The following is a 16992-nucleotide window of genomic DNA, read 5'->3' on the forward strand; positions in this document are numbered from 1 at the left end:
GGAAATTATACAAACACCGCAACCGCATCTGGCGGACAGGGGAAATATCCGCTATCCACGCAAACGCTGGACTTCATACAGCAGCAAATCACCCTTTTACAGCAGCTTGGTTTCATCGGCGGCAACAAATACATCCTGAGACAGCCAGACGGCACACAGACGGGGCTCGCTTTCATCGGCGGAGAAGTTTTCACGCTGGCCGCAAAGCCTACGCCGTCGGCTAACATCAAGTTTGTAAACGTCACGACGAAGACGGAGGACATAAAGGCAGACGGCGAGACATACAAGGAGGCGCGAACTTACCGCACGGCCGCGCTTGCTTCTTCTGCCAGTGGCGAGTCCTACGAATACGCAAAATTTACCGTGCTGGAGAGTAATCAGACACTAAGCGAGAAAATAAAGCAGGTGCCGCAAGTGGTGCTCACTTACCTGCAAGACATTCTCGCTGAGAAAATGCCGCTTTTGACCAAGGAGGACATAACACAAACTCAGCTCGACACGCTTACGACCCCGTGTGTCGTAAGGTGCTCGAAATCGGTAAAAATCGGCGGTTTTGCCGACTACGGGCTTGTGGTTCTACCAAATGGCAATAGCGGACAGAACACTGGGGTAAGCCAGTACGTCCACCTTCCTGACGGCCGCAAATACTACCGCATCAACGACGGCGACGACTGGCTGTGTGATTGGAAATTGGAGGGACAGAGCCTTAATCTGGAATGCAAGATTGTGAGCGGCACGGTTTATATTCGTCACGGAAGCCTACCAGAGGGCTGCAAAATAATCATGGTGCGCAAGAAACGCCGCTCGCGCTGGCGTAGCACTGGAGGCGCGAAGTCATACGCCAAGAACAAAGGAAAGCGCATCAAGAGAGCACCAAAACGCCAGTATGTGCATTATAAGGGCGTCGTTTTGAATACATCGACACCAAACACTTGGTATGTGCCGCGCTGCATCGAGGTGGAAGACCAGAAATTATATGGCAATATGCTGAACTGCGAACTTGGCGGCCTGTGCCGTCCTTTTGTGGTGCAAGAGGCCAACGACGCAAGCGGTAATGAGATTTACCGAATGGCAGGCGTGCGCAACAAGGTGACAAATAAAAAAAGTAGCCACACGCAAAACAGTGCCTACACTCAGATAGGCATTCAAATAGTCAGCTACAACGCTGACGGCTCGGTTGCCGTGGGCGGTAATATCCTAAAGCTAAAGTATCATCTGAGACGGCTAAAACGAAAGATAGGGACACAGACTGTAAAAGGAAAGACTTATCCCGTATATAAGTACACTTATTATCGTTCGTTTTCCATGGAATAGGGCAAAAAAAAAGAGGTGCGCTTTGCGTTCCTCTTTTAAGTCCCTGCGGTCGTAACTCAATGTATGCCGTGCTTTTAAAAAATGGTTATTTGCCAGTTTTTAGTTGTTATCCAAATAATCGGGAGCATTTTCGCTACCAAACGGAGAATAACAGTGGAGCAAAGGGACGGGTCAAAATATTGCTTATAACCCCAACATAGGGGAGCTCGCGATACTCTCGCGGCCATAGCATTTCGAACTTAAAACCCTGCGGCAGGGTTCTGCACGTCGCCGTAGCTAACAAACCTGCTGCAAAGATACACTTTATAAAAATAAAAACAAAATAAATTAAATATAATTTGCAAAAAGCTGAATGAATAAACGGTTTTCAAGCTCGCCTCTGCCATTTAGAGGCTCTAAACGCTACTATATTAAGCGTTTTCGTGAGGTTCTTGCACAAGCTGACGACATCGACACAGTGGTCGACCTTTTCGGCGGCTCTGGCTTACTTTCGCGTGTGGCAAAAGATATGCTACCAAATTGCCGCGTTATTTATAACGACTTCGACCATTACGACCAAAGGTTGGCAAATGTGGCCAATACAAACGCGCTGTTGCGTTCTATTGCGCCATTGGTTGCAACTGTACCAGACAACAAGAAAATCCCCGCAGAAACAAAAAAAACAATACTGGAGCTATGTGCTAAGGCAGAGAAGAAACACGCGGTCGATTACATCACGCTTTCAGGCTCACTTTTGTTTTCGGGAAACTGGGCGCAAAGTTATGAGCAGCTAAGCAAACAAACCATGTACAATAGAATGGTAAAAACCGACTACGACGTGACAAATTACCTGCAAGGACTTGAAGTGACACATTGCGACTACCGCGAACTTTTCGAGGCTCACAAGGAAAACAAAAAGGCTTTGTTCTTACTCGATCCTCCTTATTTGCAGACAGAACACAGCGCATACAAAGCCGACACATATTGGCAGCTGAAAGACTATTTAGACGTTCTTACGCTACTGAACGGCACAAAATATGTTTTATTTACATCAGGCAAAAGCCAGATAATTGAGCTTTGCGACTGGATAAACAAACAGTTTAATGCTACGCTGCTGAATGGCGCACAAAAGTACGAACAGAACAGCAGAATAAATGATTTTGCAGCTTACAAAGACATTATGATCACGAAACTGTAAACTTTTATTTGCTCAGGCTTTCACAAGCAGAGACAAACAGACGCGAAACAACTTGAAGATGGAACGACAAAAGCGCAAACTTTCGCCGTTCCAAAATGGATGCAACACGACAAATTGAAGCCGAAAACAGCCTCATTAATTCTTTTGCAAAGATACGAAAAATTACTGAGAAAAACGAACTTTTTAAGTATTATTTGCACGGAAAATACAAACTTTTTTCACGACTGTAAAATACTGAAAAACAAAGGCTTTTAAGCAGCGTTTAAACACCGATTAAAAGCCTTTTAAATGATATTCCAAGCTGGAAGACGAACCGCGAAAAAATGGGGAAAAATGCACATTTCGTTTTGAAAATTTGTACAAATCGTTTTCGCGATTATAGTTCTTTATAGCAACCTAACGAAGCGCTTTTATACACCTTAATGATGCGCTTCATTAGCACTTATAAAAGCGCATCATTAGCACCTAACGATGCGCATCATGAGAGTTCATTAAAGCACATCTTCAATAGAGCGTGCTGGTTCGCCCAGAAATTCCTCGATAAGTTTCACCTCACGTATGGTGAGAACCGGCTTGCTGAAGGGGTGTTGAGACTGGAGGAATGTGTGGTGGTAAGGGATTAGAACTTCTTTTTCAATACATAGAGGGCTCCTGCCAATAAGCTGATGCCGCATATCCATGATACGACAGCACTGCCGAATATGCCCAACTGTTGGGTGAAACCAGCTACCAGGAAGGTGATGAAGGATACCGTGGCTACCGTGAGGGCATAAGGCAACTGGGAGGATACGTGATGCACATGTTTGCACTCGGCGCCGGCACTTGCCATGATGGTGGTGTCGGAGATTGGGGAGATATGATCTCCACACACTGCTCCTGCCATACATGCTGAAATGGAGATGATGCGAAGCGGCTCGGCAGCTGGGAATACTGCGATGCAGATTGGAATCAGTATGCCGAAGGTGCCCCATGAGGTGCCTGTGGCAAAGGCTAAGAATGCTGCCACGATGAAGATGATGGCTGGTAAGAGTTGCTGTAGTCCGGCTGCACTGTTGGCTACTACGCCTGATACGTATTCTGCTGCTCCCAATGAGTCGGTCATGCTCTTCAACGTCCACGCCAATGTAAGGATCAGTATGGCTGGTACCATCGCCTCGAAGCCTTTGATGAGGCTACTCATGGCATCGGTAAACGCTAATGTCTTGCGGGATACAAAGAGGATGATGGTCAGGATGAAGGAACCTAATGAACCGATGACCAGTCCTACAGAGGCATTGCTTGCAGCGAAGGCATCTACGAAATGATGGTAGTTGTCGCTGGTTGCATCAAAGTATCCGCCGGAATATACCATGCCCGTCATGCAAAAGATGATGAGCAGGACTATCGGTATCACAAGGTCGGCTACGGAACCCTTGCTGGCTGTTGCTTCTTCGCCCTTCTTGGCTCCCACACCATGTTCTACGATGTGCAGTTTGGTGCCGCTCACTTCGTCGAGCTTTCCTCCATTGGTTCTTTCATACCATTCCTTCAGTCGGGCATCGTATTTGCTCATCGCCTTGAAATCAAAGTCTAACCAAACTATACCAAACATGAAGAGGATGGTAAAGAAGGCATAGAAATTGAAAGGAATGGCCTTGCAGAAGAGGGCGAGTCCGTTCTCTCCTCCAGAAACGAAACCGGAAACTGCTGCAGCCCAACTGGAGATCGGGGAGATGATGCAGACGGGTGCTGCCGTGGAGTCGATAAGATAAGCTAATTTTTCCTTGGTCACGCCATTGCGAACGGCGATAGGGCGCATCACTGAACCTACCGTGAGACAATTGAAGTAATCGTCGATAAAGATGAGTATGCCCAGCAGGATGGTGGCTATCTGAACCCCCATCTTGGTCTTCACGTGCTTGGATGCCCATCTGCCGAATGCTGCTGAACCTCCAGCCTTGTTCATCAGGGATACGATGGATCCCAATAATACCAGAAATATCAGGATGCCGACATTCCATGGGTCTGAGAGACAATGTATCAGTCCGTATCCTTTGGTTTCGTCTCCTTCTATGACGGTATGGTTGGTGAGATGGACGAGAAATCCGTCTAAGCCCGTACCCATAGATATGCAGTATTCTACGGCTCCTAAGATGATGCCGATGAAGAGTGAAGAATAAACTTCCTTCGTTTTCAGAGCCAGTGCAATGGCAACGATAGGGGGAAGGAGCGACCATGCGGTGCCTATCATATTGTAATCCATAATTTTATTGCTGTATATTATATAAATGTATATATTAATAATGTATATGATTCTTTTCGATGGCAAAATTAAGAAGAATATCCCGAATGAAAAAATAAAATGCTTGAAATTTCTGAAAAAAGTAAAGATATGCTGCGTTTATGTAAAAATGTCAGTATCTAAGAGTGTCAATGTGTCAGCCTTTCTGGTTTGGCACATTTTTCGTATATGTTGTGGGTGTGAAGCATCGGGTCTGATTCCGGTGTAAACGCAATCATATGTCATAACAATTAAAAAATATAGAATCATGAATATTAAACCATTAGCAGACAGAGTGCTGGTACTTCCTGCACCAGCCGAGGAAAAAGTAGGTGGAATCATTATCCCTGATACAGCAAAGGAAAAACCACAACGTGGTAAAATCGTTGCTACAGGTAAGGGCACGAAGGATGAAGAGATGATTCTTAAAGAGGGCGATACCGTTCTTTACGGAAAATATGCTGGTACTGAACTTGAATTTGGTGGTACGAAGTATATGATGATGCGCCAAAGCGATGTGCTCGCTGTGGTAGAAGAGTAGTTTTAAAGGTAAAAAGGTAAAAAAGTAAAAAGGTAAAAAAAACTTTTTGCTGATATTTAAATTAGAAAGAAAATATTATGGCTAAAGATATTAAATACAATATGGATGCTCGCGACCTCTTGAAGAAGGGTGTCGATCAGTTGGCTAACGCAGTGAAGGTAACTCTCGGTCCTAAGGGACGTAACGTGGTAATCGAAAAGAAGTTTGGTGCTCCTCAGATTACTAAGGATGGTGTTACCGTTGCTAAGGAGGTAGAGTTGGAGAATAAGTTTGAAAATACAGGTGCTCAGCTCGTTAAGAGTGTTGCCAGCAAGACTGGTGATGATGCGGGTGATGGTACTACTACTGCTACTATCCTGACTCAGGCTATCGTGACTGAGGGCTTGAAGAACGTTACTGCTGGTGCTAATCCTATGGACTTGAAACGTGGTATCGACAAGGCTGTGGCTGCTGTCGTTGCTTTCATCAAGGAGCATGCTGAACAGGTAGATGACAACTACGATAAGATTGAGCAGGTGGCTACTGTTTCTGCCAACAATGATGCTGAGATCGGTAAGCTCTTGGCTGACGCTATGCGCAAGGTTTCTAAGGATGGTGTGATCACTATCGAGGAAAGCAAAAGCCGTGATACCAATATCGGTGTAGTAGAGGGTATGCAGTTCGACCGTGGTTACTTGAGCGGTTACTTCATGACTGATGCTGATAAGATGGAGTGCGTAATGGATAACCCATACATCCTCCTCTATGATAAGAAGATTTCTAACTTGAAGGAGTTCTTGCCTATCCTCCAGCCTGCTGCTGAGAGCGGTCGTCCTTTGTTGGTTATCGCTGAGGATGTTGATTCTGAGGCTTTGACTACTTTGGTTGTTAACCGTTTGCGTGGCGGTTTGAAGATCTGTGCTGTGAAGGCTCCAGGCTTCGGCGACCGTCGTAAGGCTATGTTGGAAGATATTGCTATCTTGACTGGTGGTGTTGTTATTTCTGAGGAGAAGGGCTTGAAGTTGGAACAGGCTACATTGGATATGCTTGGTTCTGCTGACAAGGTTACTGTCACCAAGGATAATACTACGATTGTGAATGGTCATGGCGAGAAAGCTAACATCCAGGATCGTGTAGCTCAGATCAAGAACGAGATTGAGAATACCAAGTCTTCTTATGACAAGGAGAAACTTCAGGAACGTCTGGCTAAGCTCGCCGGTGGTGTGGCTGTCCTCTATGTAGGTGCCAACTCTGAGGTGGAAATGAAGGAGAAGAAGGATCGTGTAGATGATGCTCTTTGCGCAACTCGTGCTGCTATCGAGGAAGGTATCGTTGCTGGTGGTGGTACTACTTATATCCGTGCTCTTGAGGCTTTGAAGGATATGAAGGGTGATAACGCTGATGAGACTACGGGTATCCGCATCGTTGAGCGTGCCATCGAGGAGCCTCTCCGTCAGATTGTTGCTAACGCAGGTGGCGAGGGTTCTGTAGTTGTTAATAAAGTACGCGAGGGTGAAGGTGACTTCGGTTACAATGCCCGCAAGGATGTTTACGAGGATATGCGTCAGGCTGGTATCGTTGACCCTGCTAAGGTAGAGCGTGTGGCTTTGGAGAATGCGGCTTCTATCGCTGGTCTTTTCTTGACTACAGAGTGCGTGTTGGTTGATAAACCTGAGCCAGCTCCTGCTGCTCCAGCAGCTGCACCTGGTATGGGTGGCATGATGTAAAAAGCATCTGATAGAAAAAGCAGTGTCTGACAGAAAAAGACGTATTTTTCTGCTGAAGATGTATTTTTCTGCAGAAGAAGCATTTCACGGTAGATGATGCGGCAAATATCAGAAACTACATTTAAGTAGCTAAAATGTAAACTACAAATAACAAAATGGGGATGATTCTTACGAATTATCCCCATTTTTAGGTATTTTAGCACTTCTTGCTGCATTTTTCTGCAAAAAACCTTGCACGTTATTGATATTTTGTGTATCTTTGCAACGTGAAAAGAAAAGTATCGGCTTTGAGCCGACAAAGATATTTTTTTTGATTTGTTTTAGTAGATTAGTTTTTAAGTAGTTTGTTTTTTGGAAATCGGTTGTCGTGAGACATCCGATTTTTTTTTGTGCCCTTTTCTTTCGTTTTCCTTTGTGTTTTCCGCAAAAAGTATTAACTTTGCAGCATGAGAAATATTGATTGGAAAAAAATGCTGGTCTTCCTGATCGTGATAGGTGGACTGATATATATTACTAAGGTTGCATTGGGAATGACTTCTCTGAATTCTTTCCTTGCTACTTTGGGTGTGTTGTTGATTCTTTTTGTGGGGGATAATTTCGCCCAGCAAATAGATGATAAGCGTAAGCGCCGTAAACTGCAAGAGAATGATGAGGACAAGTAGCCCGGGACTGGCTCTTGCGTGAATTTTGATAAAATAACATGGAAATAATCAAGGGTGGAAAAGTTAATAGAACTCTATAAGCAATGGAAGGGTGAAGAACCTGCCAACGTGGTTAAGTTGGCTGGACAGGGGAGTAATCGCCAGTATTTCCGTATTACCCAGCAAAGTGGTGAAACGGTGGTGGGCGTCATCGGTACCAGCCGTGACGAGGATCATGCGTTCGTGTATTTAGCTAATCATTTCAATCTCAGGCAATTGCCTGTGCCGAAAATCTTAGCTGTCAGCGATGATGAACTCCGATATATTCAGACAGACCTGGGTAGTGTGTCTCTTTTTGATGCCATCAAGGGTGGTAGAGATGCGGGTGGCAGATATAATCAGAAGGAAAAGGGTCTTCTGATCAAGACCATTCGTGAATTGCCTAACATCCAATTGCGTGGGGCACGTGGACTGGAGTGGGAGAATTGTTATCCGCAGCCGGAATTTGATGTGGATAGTGTGCTCTTCGACCTGAATTATTTCAAGTATTGTTTTCTGAAACCTACGGATCTGGATTTCCATGAACTGAAACTGGAAGCTAACTTCCGACTTTTTGCCAAGGATCTGACTTCTGAACCGATGAACTGTTTCCTCTATCGTGACTTCCAGGCGAGAAATATCATGCTTGACAAAGAAGGAAATCCATACTTTATTGATTTCCAGGGTGGTCGTAAGGGACCGTTCTATTATGATTTGGCTTCTTTCCTGTGGCAGGCTTCTGCTCAATATTCATTCAAGTTGAGACGGGAACTGGTATGGGAATACTATCAGTCGCTCAAGCATTATACGGAAGTTCCATCTGTCCGTCATTTCGTCAATCGCCTGAGTCTCTTTGTTCTCTTCCGTACCCTTCAGGTATTGGGCGCTTATGGTTTCAGGGGATATTTCGAACGCAAGAAGCATTTCTTAGAAAGCATACCTCCTGCCATCCAGAATCTGCGTGATCTCCTGAAGATGGGGGAAAAGGTGTTCCCTTATCCTTATATGATGGATATGTTGCGCCGACTGACCGAATTGCCGCAGTTTGCCTGTATCGAAAGTGCGGCAGTCAACCGAGCTGACGGATATAAGACAACGGACAACAATATCTATATTTCGCATCCACAGGATGGTCCGGCTACTTTCTCCAAGTATGACGGCAAGGGGCCGCTGGTGGTTAGGGTTTTCAGTTTCTCTTTCAAAAAAGGTATTCCAGAGGATCCTTCTGGCAATGGAGGCGGTTATGTCTTCGACTGTCGCAGCACGCACAATCCGGGCAGATATGAACCTTATAAGAAGTTGACAGGACTGGACGAGCCTGTGATCCGATTCTTAGAGGATGATGGGGAAATCCTGAAGTTCCTGGATCATGTCTATGCGCTTGCCGATCATCATGTGAATCGCTATATTCAGCGTGGTTTCACCTCCCTGATGTTCTGTTTCGGTTGTACAGGCGGTCAGCATCGCAGTGTTTATTCAGCCCAGCATCTTGCCGAGCATATCCATGAAAAGTTTGGTGTGGAGGTAAGAATTTGTCATCGGGAACAGAAGATAGAGCAGGTTTTGCCTGCAAAACAATAATATTTGGCGTGCAAATTTGGCTATATCGCAAAAAGTTAGTAAATTTGCACGCACATTAAACGATAGCTATTTGGCAATGATGCAAGCAATGATATTCGCAGCAGGTTTGGGCACTCGCCTGAAGCCTCTTACCGACCGTATTCCGAAGGCCTTGGTAAGGGTGGGGGGAGAACCTTTGCTCAAACGTGTCATCTTTCAACTGAAGGATGCAGGTTTCACTCGCATTGTAGTGAACGTGCATCATTTTTCAAATCAAATTACAGATTATCTCAAGGAGAATGACAATTTCGGCATGGACATCCGCATCAGCGATGAAACGGATAAGTTGCTCGAAACGGGTGGAGGTATCCGGAAAGCCTGGCCTCTCTTTGATTCTCATGAGCCTGTTCTGATACATAATGTGGACATTCTCAGTAATGTGGATCTGAAGAAGTTCTATCAGATGGAGACTCAGGATTTATTGGAAACTTCGGTTTCTGATGCTGAGGAATCTCCATTGGCAGCCCGACTCTTGGTAAGTGAACGCAAGACCAAGCGCTATCTTCTCTTTGATGATACGATGAGACTGGTGGGTTGGACGAATATTGAAACGGGTGAGGTGAAGAGTCCTTATCAGCATCTTGACCCTAAAAAATATAAGAAGTATGCTTTCTCCGGTATTCACATGGTGGCTCCAACTATCTTCCCGCTGATGGAAGAAGAACCAGATAAGTTCCCTATCATGGACTTCTATCTCAGAAACTGTGACAAGGTGCGCATTGAGGGGTACGTGAAAAACGACCTCAAGTTGATGGATGTGGGAAAGCAGGAAACGCTGAAAGAGGCAGAGGCGTTCCTGAAGGAATTATAAATTGTAAATTATAAATTATAAATTAGACAATATGCAACAGAAGATTATTATTTTGGATTTTGGTTCACAGACCACGCAGCTGATTGGTCGTCGTGTTCGTGAACTTGATACCTTCTGCGAGATTATGCCTTACAACAAGTTTCCAAAGGATGACCCATCTGTGATTGGTGTCATCTTGAGCGGTAGTCCTTACTCCGTTCATGATCCGGAAGCTTTCAAGGTTGATTTGAGCCAGTTTATCGGACGCATCCCTGTGCTCGGTATCTGCTATGGTGCTCAGTTCCTCTCTTACGCTCAGGGTGGTAAGGTTGAGGCTGCAGACAGCCGTGAGTATGGACGTGCCAACTTGGAGCATTTCGATGTGGAGAATCCTTTGTTCAAGGGCTTCGTTGAGAACTCGCAGGTATGGATGAGTCATGGTGATACTATCACTGCCATCCCAGAGGATTACAAGTGCATTGCTTCTACTGCTAATGTGAAGTATGCTGCATACGCTTCTACCAAGCAGCCTGTATGGGCTGTTCAGTTCCACCCAGAGGTATTCCACTCTTTGCAGGGTACACAGTTGCTGAAGAACTTCGTGGTTGACATCTGTGGCAGCAAGCAGGATTGGAGTGCTGACTCTTTCGTAGAGACTACTGTGGCTGAACTGAAGGCTCAGTTGGGTGACGACAAGGTTATCCTCGGTCTTTCCGGCGGTGTTGACTCAAGTGTTGCTGCTGTTCTTCTCAACAAGGCTATCGGCAAGAACCTGACCTGTATCTTCGTGGATCACGGTATGCTCCGCAAGAACGAGTTCCGTGATGTCATGGAAGATTACAAGTGCTTGGGCTTGAACGTGATTGGCGTGGATGCTTCTGAGAAGTTCTTCACTGACTTGGCTGGTGTAACAGACCCAGAGAAGAAGCGTAAGATTATCGGCCGTGACTTCGTGGAGGTGTTCAATGCTGAGGCTAAGAAGCAGACTGGTGCGAAGTGGTTGGCTCAGGGTACTATCTATCCAGACCGTATCGAGAGTTTGAATATCACGGGTAAGGTGATCAAGAGTCATCATAATGTAGGTGGTCTTCCTAAGGAGATGAATCTCCAGTTGTGCGAGCCTTTGAAATGGTTGTTCAAGGATGAGGTTCGTCGTGTAGGTCGTTCTATGGGTATGCCTGAGCACCTGATTACCCGTCATCCATTCCCAGGTCCAGGTTTGGCTGTTCGTATCTTGGGTGATATCACTCCTGAGAAGGTACGTATCCTTCAGGATGCTGACGATATCTATATCCGTGGTTTGCGTGAGTATAAGGTGAAGTTGAGTGGTGAGGAAGCTCGTCGTGTCCTGGCTGCCGGTGTTCCTGCTGATATGCAGAATGGCGAGATTGAGGTTTCTCTCTACGATCAGATTTGGCAGGCTGGTACTGTGCTGCTTTCTACTGTTCGTTCTGTAGGTGTAATGGGTGATGAGCGTACATACGAGCACCCTGTTGCATTGCGTGCCGTAACAAGTACTGACGCAATGACTGCCGACTGGGCTCATCTGCCATACGACTTTATGGCTAAGGTAAGTAATGAAATTATCAATAAGGTAAAGGGCGTTAACCGCGTTTGCTATGATATTTCTTCAAAACCACCTTCGACAATTGAGTGGGAATAATTCCTGAATAAAATAAAAAGGGGATGTGTCATAAGTTCATGATACATCCTCTTTTTATTTTAATCATATTCTTTTCATGTTTCTCATAGTTTTATTCATCGGATTACGCTGAGTTTATGGAACATTCTTGCTCTACGGATTATTCACGGAATTTCACGGATTACTTGCTGATTTTCACGGATTTGACCTTGCGTTCATTGGGCTAACGCTGTAACGTTCCTGCTTGAGGGGGTATCGCTACGACCGTCAGGTTGTGATTTTCAGTCTGGTCCACAGTCCTCTTGGGATGAGGCGCCAGAAGAACACGAGGATGGCGTAACGCCAATCAATGACTTTCACTTCTTTTCCTTTTTCGATGGCACGAACGATGTGCTTGGTTACATCTTCTGGTTGGAGCTGGAGTGGATAAGTACTGCCTGCTATGAGGTCTGTCTTTACAAATCCGGGTCTGATGTCTGTGATGGAGATAGGGAGATGGCGCATTCTTGCCTGTTGGGAAAGACATTCGAGATAATGGTTCTGGAATCGCTTGGTGGCAGAGTAGGCAGGAGCTGCACCGAGACCTTTGGTTCCGGCGATGGAAGTGATGCAGGCAATGCGGGCCTTCTGGCTACTATGGTGGTGGACAAACCAGTTGAATGCCGTATCTACCATGCGTGTGAATCCCAAACCATTGGTTTCTACAGTCTTCAACTCCTTTTCTATATCGAGCGAGTTGTTCTGCCAGCCAATGCCTGAACTGTGGAAGTACAGGTCCATTCCTCCCAACTTGTAAATGAGTTCGAGAAGCAGGGAAGGGGCTTCGGCGGATGTCACATCGATTTGCTGATAACAGGTGATTCCGCCCTGCGAAATCAGAGCCTGCAATCTTTCGATTCTTCTTCCGGCTATTCCTACCTGCCATCCTTTTGCAGCAAGCAGTTTTGCCACTTCCATTCCGATGCCCGAAGTGGCACCCATTACGATTGCTTTCTTTGCCATATTGTCCTATTATATTAAGGTGAAGTCTTGTTTAACTCTATCTAAATATCTAAATCGCTTTTATTCTTCAGCAGGTCTTCTGCCTTCCTTACGCTTCCTGCTTTCAGAATCAGTTGTTTCACTTCCTCGTAATCCGTGTATTCCGGATTGCGTTCCATGAAGATGCGGCAGGCGCGGTCGATGAGTTTATGGTTGATAAGCTTGGCGTTCACCATCTTGTTGCCTTCCACCCGTCCTTGTCTTATCTGAAGAGAAGTACTGATCATATCCAGAATCATCTTCTGCGATGAACCGGCTTTCATACGGGTACTTCCTGTTACGAATTCCGGTCCCGTGATGACTTCTACGGGATAATCTGCAGCCTGGGCGATGGGAGCGTGAGGATTGTTGACGATGCATCCTGTCGGAATGTCTTCCTCCTTGCAATGTTTCAGGATGGCGAGTACGAAGGGTGTGGTGCCGCTGGCGGAGAACCCCAGCACGAAATCTTGCTTTGAAATATGCTTGGTGCAGAGTTGCTGCCATCCGTCTTCAAGATCATCTTCGCGTGATTCCTTCGTTTGGGTAAGGCAGCCGATGCCTCCCGGGAAGATGGCCTGTATCTGTGAACCGTCTATGCCATAGGTGTTCTGCACTTCGATAGTATCGAGCGTAGCAAGTCTTCCGCCCGTTCCGCAACCGGCATAGAAAAGTCTTCCGCCCTTCTTCAGCTGCCCTTCGATGGCGGAAATCAGTTGGTTGATGGCTGGTAATGCTTTTTCTATTGCCTGAGCCACCTTCTGGTTTTCTGCATTGATATGAGCGGTGAGTTCATCCACGCTCATCTTTTCCAGATGTTCGTAGAACGAACTCTGCTCAGTTATTCTCTTTTCTTCTTTATTTGGCATATTACTTTATCTTTAGGGTGTAGATTTCGAAAAGCTTGATTTCTGGCTATTTCCTATGGCTATAGCCGATAATTCTGATGCAGGCTTCTATTCTTCTGCCAGGAAATAAACCGGAGCATTGCGTGAACCTTCTTTAATCAGAAAACCGGATTTTTCCAGTTGCTTTAACCAGTTGAGGGCAGTCTGTTTGCGGATATGAAATTCCATTTCCAGGGTTCTGCGGTTGATGGAGCGATGGCTTTTCATATACTCTCTTATTTTCTCCTTCAAGGTATCTTCAGAGAAAGGGTAGGAGCGGGAAGTATATTGTGATTTCTCGAAATGAGTATGATACTTCACCTGTTTCAGCAGATCTTCATTGGGGCGGAACTTGATGCCCCTTACGCTAACGTAGTCGGCTCTCACCTTGCTGTCAGGCTTCAGTTCATCCATATCCAGATTTACCGAGAGTGAGAGGTATCCGATTTCCGGGATGTTGATACGCTTTCCATCTTGCAGGTCTTCTTCGATAATGTCACGCAGTTGCATGAAGACTGTAGCCACTTCTCCCTTTCCCAAACAGCTATGTTGGGCTATTCGTTCTATCATCTGTTTGTCTGTCATCGCAGGTTGCTCAAAGATATGGGCGAATCGGCGTGTCTCTTCGTTTCCTCCAGCATTGGGAAGATAATGTATTTCATATTTTATAGCCATCGTTTTCTCAGTATTATGTCAGCAAGAATAATATGTCCTTGTTATCACCCGTTATTGTCTGGTTGATGTCGCAAAGATAAATAATTATTCTGAGAATCAAGAAGAAAAGAGGAAAGAAATACAGATAGAATTTGGAAATACTGTGATTGGTTGTTTGAAAAGACAGAAATAGTTGTTTGAAGAGATAGGATAAATTGTCGTAAGAGATAGGATCGTCAGCCGCACAACAGCTGTTATGCAATCGCACATCAGCTGTTGTGCGGTTGTCTGCCACGTGTTGTGCGCTCGTAAGCCAGTTGTTGTGCAGTAGTTTTTGTAACTCCCTTTATTATTGCAATTCCTTCCTTATTTACGTTATGATTGAATAAGGTGTATATAGGCATAGAGAGAGTTGTTTGCTGGTATCTAAAGAAGAAAAAGGTAAGGTTTTATAGAAGTTTTTCGATGAAAAGGTGCGCTCGTTTCAATAAATTGTTGTATCTTTGCAATTGGATTTGGCTACTGCCATTTCCAAGACATCGTTGGTAAACAAAAGCATTCGCTATTATTTCGCGTTCAGCCAAAAGCCTCGGAAACTTATTGGAAATAACGTAACAAGGAATAATTGTGATAAGGCATTCGGTATGGGGTGCCTTGATCCTTCATGTATTAGCAATGCATCTACGCATAGGCGTGGTGCATTCTTATTTGAAGGGTTGAGGTTTCCATTCCGAGGCTGCCTCATAGCTGAACGCAATAAGAGCATCACGCCCTTTTTGCGTCTTGGCGTGATTGATAGTTGTATGCACTTATTGTATCGTATAACTAACAATCAAGCATTATGGCAAACAAGAATTTGAATGCCGCTAAGGTGGCAAAGAAAGATGAGTTTTATACCCAGCTTTCTGATATAGAACGAGAGTTGCAACATTATTGGCAGCACTTCCGTGGCAAAGTGGTGCTCTGCAACTGTGACGATCCTTACGAAAGCAATTTCTTCAAATACTTCGCTCTTCGATTCAATCAGTTAGAATTGAAGAAACTCATCTGTACCTGTTACAATGGTTCGCCTGTAACAGGCAATGAACTGGCAATTCATTTCGATGGCTTCGATGATGATGAACCAAAGAAGATTGCCTATAAGGTTGAGATTACGGAAGTGAAAGACGAGAATGGCGATGGGGCAGTCGATTTGTCAGATGTTCAATATCTCTTGAAGAATGACAAGAATGTATTGTCGATTTTAAAGACTGGTGACTTCCGTTCAAAGGAATGTATAGAATTATTGAAAGAAGCGGATATTGTCGTTACCAATCCTCCTTTCTCTTTGTTTCGTGAGTATATTGGGCAGTTGATGGAGTATGGGAAGAAGTTTGTAATTGTTGGGCATCAGAATGCCATAACTTATAAAGAGGTGTTTCCTTTGTTGAGAAATAATGAGGTGTGGCTTGGCTATGGTTTTAAAGGTGCGGCTGCTCATTTTTATTCACCATATGATGATATAGCCTCTGCGGGAGACCATAAGGAGAACATGATTCGTGTGTCGGGAGTTAATTGGTTCACAAATCTTGAGATTCCTAAACGCAATGAAGAATTAGATTTGGTTTGTCGTTATTCTGAGGATGAGTATCCGAAGTATGATAATTATGATGCAATAAATGTTGGCAGAACCCAAGATATTCCTTGTGATTATGCTGGATTAATGGGTGTTCCTATAACATTCTTGGACAAATATAATCCAAATCAATTCGAGATAATTTGGCAAGCAAGTGGCAATACACGAGCTTCTGCTCCAAAAGAAGTATTGGAAAGAATGGGTTATGAAATGCATCCTGAAGATAGAGGAGGATGTGGAGTAGTTCATGGTAAACGTCAATATAGTAGAATATTAATCCGTAACAAACATCCGCAAGCATCATGTTAAAGATAGAAGAAAAGAAAATAACCGTTGGCGAAATCACCAAGGGTTACATTAATAATGACGAACAAGGAGTAAGAGGATATAATGGCCTCTTGGATATACGTCCACCTTATCAGCGTGAGTTCATTTATAATGAGCAAGAGCAATGTGCGGTTATTAACACCGTCTTGCATAATTATCCCCTCAATATAATGTATTGGGTAAAAAGAAGCAATGATGCAGAATGCCCATATGAGGTGATGGACGGTCAACAGCGTACTTTGTCTCTATGTAATTATGTGGCAGGAAAGTTCTCTTTTGATTTCAAGAACTTCTTCAATCAACCTGCAGATATTCGGAAGAAGATTCTCGACTATAAATTGACCATCTATGTCTGCGAGGGAGAAGAATCGGAGAAGTTGGAATGGTTCAAGACAATAAATATCGCCGGTAAGCCATTGAATGAGCAAGAAATAAGGAATGCCGTCTATGCAGGCCCGTTTGTGAGCGATGCCAAGAAGCATTTCTCCAAGACCAATTGTGCTGCATATCGTTTGGGTAAAGACTTGGTGAATGGTTCGCCTATTCGCCAAGACTTTTTCAGGAAAGCCTTGGAGTGGATGGCAGACCACGAAACTCGCAATGGCAAGCCTCAGTCTGCCGTTGGTTATATGACTAAAGTTTCCCACCCCAAAATAGTAGGGTAAAAATAACAGTTTCTCGATAAAAAGTTGTATCTTTGTAATCGCTAAAGAACAAAAAAACAACGATTTAAAGAGTAACTGTTATGAATGCAAAATT

Annotated in this window: 15 protein-coding genes; 11 read left to right on the forward strand and 4 right to left on the reverse strand. The window is 44.6% G+C overall.

Features of this window, described 5'->3' with window-relative positions:
- The first annotated feature begins 363 nt into the window (after nucleotides 1-363).
- The 3 genes from EXN75_RS06735 to EXN75_RS06745 all read left to right on the forward strand — a co-directional run bounded on the left by EXN75_RS06735 (nucleotide 364) and on the right by EXN75_RS06745 (nucleotide 3114).
- Nucleotides 364-1314, forward strand: a complete 951-nt coding sequence (locus EXN75_RS06735; protein ID WP_134843244.1) for a hypothetical protein — start codon at nucleotides 364-366, stop codon at nucleotides 1312-1314.
- 352 nt (nucleotides 1315-1666) lie between these two features.
- Entirely contained in the window at nucleotides 1667-2491 is an 825-nt protein-coding gene (locus EXN75_RS06740; RefSeq protein WP_134843245.1) for a DNA adenine methylase, read from the forward strand.
- 422 nt (nucleotides 2492-2913) lie between these two features.
- A complete protein-coding gene (locus EXN75_RS06745) occupies nucleotides 2914-3114 on the forward strand; it encodes a hypothetical protein (RefSeq protein WP_134843246.1) in 201 nt (66 codons plus the stop codon).
- Here EXN75_RS06745 and EXN75_RS06750 read toward each other — a convergent pair.
- Nucleotides 3111-4733 carry a Na+/H+ antiporter NhaC family protein gene (locus tag EXN75_RS06750; protein ID WP_134843247.1) on the reverse strand — a complete coding sequence of 541 codons (1623 nt, stop codon included), beginning with the start codon at nucleotides 4731-4733 and terminating at the stop codon, nucleotides 3111-3113. The genes EXN75_RS06745 and EXN75_RS06750 overlap by 4 nt on opposite strands.
- A 286-nt stretch (nucleotides 4734-5019) precedes the next feature.
- Here EXN75_RS06750 and EXN75_RS06755 point away from each other — a divergent pair, with 286 nt between their 5' ends.
- The 6 genes from EXN75_RS06755 to guaA all read left to right on the forward strand — a co-directional run bounded on the left by EXN75_RS06755 (nucleotide 5020) and on the right by guaA (nucleotide 11751).
- Nucleotides 5020-5292, forward strand: coding sequence for a co-chaperone GroES (locus EXN75_RS06755; RefSeq protein ID WP_022111401.1), 273 nt, complete (start codon nucleotides 5020-5022; stop codon nucleotides 5290-5292).
- A gap of 77 nt (nucleotides 5293-5369) precedes the next feature.
- The gene (gene groL, locus EXN75_RS06760; RefSeq protein ID WP_118118927.1) at nucleotides 5370-6998 is read left to right on the forward strand and encodes a chaperonin GroEL; all 1629 of its coding nucleotides are present in this window, start codon (nucleotides 5370-5372) and stop codon (nucleotides 6996-6998) included.
- A 446-nt stretch (nucleotides 6999-7444) separates the two neighbouring features.
- Entirely contained in the window at nucleotides 7445-7660 is a 216-nt protein-coding gene (locus EXN75_RS06765) for a transporter (protein ID WP_134843248.1), read from the forward strand.
- 54 nt (nucleotides 7661-7714) lie between these two features.
- Entirely contained in the window at nucleotides 7715-9259 is a 1545-nt protein-coding gene (locus tag EXN75_RS06770) for a RapZ C-terminal domain-containing protein (RefSeq protein WP_134843249.1), read from the forward strand.
- A gap of 76 nt (nucleotides 9260-9335) precedes the next feature.
- Nucleotides 9336-10109, forward strand: coding sequence for a nucleotidyltransferase family protein (locus EXN75_RS06775; RefSeq protein ID WP_134843250.1), 774 nt, complete (start codon nucleotides 9336-9338; stop codon nucleotides 10107-10109).
- 31 nt (nucleotides 10110-10140) lie between these two features.
- A complete protein-coding gene (gene guaA / locus EXN75_RS06780; protein WP_118118921.1) occupies nucleotides 10141-11751 on the forward strand; it encodes a glutamine-hydrolyzing GMP synthase in 1611 nt (536 codons plus the stop codon).
- Between the two features lie 246 nt (nucleotides 11752-11997).
- Here the strand turns inward: guaA and EXN75_RS06785 are convergent, their stop codons facing one another.
- The 3 genes from EXN75_RS06785 to EXN75_RS06795 all read right to left on the reverse strand — a co-directional run bounded on the left by EXN75_RS06785 (nucleotide 11998) and on the right by EXN75_RS06795 (nucleotide 14312).
- Complete coding sequence (locus EXN75_RS06785) at nucleotides 11998-12732, reverse strand: SDR family NAD(P)-dependent oxidoreductase (protein ID WP_134843251.1); 735 nt, start codon at nucleotides 12730-12732, stop codon at nucleotides 11998-12000.
- Nucleotides 12733-12773: 41 nt separating this feature from the next.
- The gene (locus tag EXN75_RS06790) at nucleotides 12774-13619 is read right to left on the reverse strand and encodes an N-acetylmuramic acid 6-phosphate etherase (RefSeq protein WP_134843252.1); all 846 of its coding nucleotides are present in this window, start codon (nucleotides 13617-13619) and stop codon (nucleotides 12774-12776) included.
- Between the two features lie 87 nt (nucleotides 13620-13706).
- Complete coding sequence (locus EXN75_RS06795; protein WP_134843253.1) at nucleotides 13707-14312, reverse strand: HU family DNA-binding protein; 606 nt, start codon at nucleotides 14310-14312, stop codon at nucleotides 13707-13709.
- A gap of 820 nt (nucleotides 14313-15132) precedes the next feature.
- Here EXN75_RS06795 and EXN75_RS06800 point away from each other — a divergent pair.
- A complete protein-coding gene (locus tag EXN75_RS06800) occupies nucleotides 15133-16215 on the forward strand; it encodes an adenine-specific methyltransferase EcoRI family protein (RefSeq protein ID WP_134843254.1) in 1083 nt (360 codons plus the stop codon).
- Nucleotides 16209-16898, forward strand: coding sequence for a DUF262 domain-containing protein (locus EXN75_RS06805; RefSeq protein WP_246031320.1), 690 nt, complete (start codon nucleotides 16209-16211; stop codon nucleotides 16896-16898). Before EXN75_RS06800 ends, EXN75_RS06805 begins: the two co-directional genes overlap by 7 nt.
- Nucleotides 16899-16992 lie beyond the last annotated feature (94 nt).

Source organism: Segatella hominis (genome assembly GCF_004535825.1).
In the GTDB taxonomy this organism is placed as follows: Bacteria; Bacteroidota; Bacteroidia; order Bacteroidales; family Bacteroidaceae; genus Prevotella; species Prevotella hominis.

What these genes read in the sequence shown, in the direction of transcription:
- EXN75_RS06800 (WP_134843254.1), top strand. Translation starts at nt 15,133, where the DNA reads ATGGCAAACAAGAATTTGAATGCCGCTAAGGTGGCAAAGAAAGATGAG.
- EXN75_RS06805 (WP_246031320.1), top strand. Translation starts at nt 16,209, where the DNA reads ATGTTAAAGATAGAAGAAAAGAAAATAACCGTTGGCGAAATCACCAAG.
- groL (WP_118118927.1), top strand. Translation starts at nt 5,370, where the DNA reads ATGGCTAAAGATATTAAATACAATATGGATGCTCGCGACCTCTTGAAG.
- EXN75_RS06775 (WP_134843250.1), top strand. Translation starts at nt 9,336, where the DNA reads ATGATGCAAGCAATGATATTCGCAGCAGGTTTGGGCACTCGCCTGAAG.
- EXN75_RS06765 (WP_134843248.1), top strand. Translation starts at nt 7,445, where the DNA reads ATGAGAAATATTGATTGGAAAAAAATGCTGGTCTTCCTGATCGTGATA.
- guaA (WP_118118921.1), top strand. Translation starts at nt 10,141, where the DNA reads ATGCAACAGAAGATTATTATTTTGGATTTTGGTTCACAGACCACGCAG.
- EXN75_RS06740 (WP_134843245.1), top strand. Translation starts at nt 1,667, where the DNA reads ATGAATAAACGGTTTTCAAGCTCGCCTCTGCCATTTAGAGGCTCTAAA.
- EXN75_RS06785 (WP_134843251.1), bottom strand. Translation starts at nt 12,732, where the DNA reads ATGGCAAAGAAAGCAATCGTAATGGGTGCCACTTCGGGCATCGGAATG.
- EXN75_RS06745 (WP_134843246.1), top strand. Translation starts at nt 2,914, where the DNA reads ATGATGCGCTTCATTAGCACTTATAAAAGCGCATCATTAGCACCTAAC.
- EXN75_RS06750 (WP_134843247.1), bottom strand. Translation starts at nt 4,733, where the DNA reads ATGGATTACAATATGATAGGCACCGCATGGTCGCTCCTTCCCCCTATC.
- EXN75_RS06755 (WP_022111401.1), top strand. Translation starts at nt 5,020, where the DNA reads ATGAATATTAAACCATTAGCAGACAGAGTGCTGGTACTTCCTGCACCA.
- EXN75_RS06795 (WP_134843253.1), bottom strand. Translation starts at nt 14,312, where the DNA reads ATGGCTATAAAATATGAAATACATTATCTTCCCAATGCTGGAGGAAAC.
- EXN75_RS06790 (WP_134843252.1), bottom strand. Translation starts at nt 13,619, where the DNA reads ATGCCAAATAAAGAAGAAAAGAGAATAACTGAGCAGAGTTCGTTCTAC.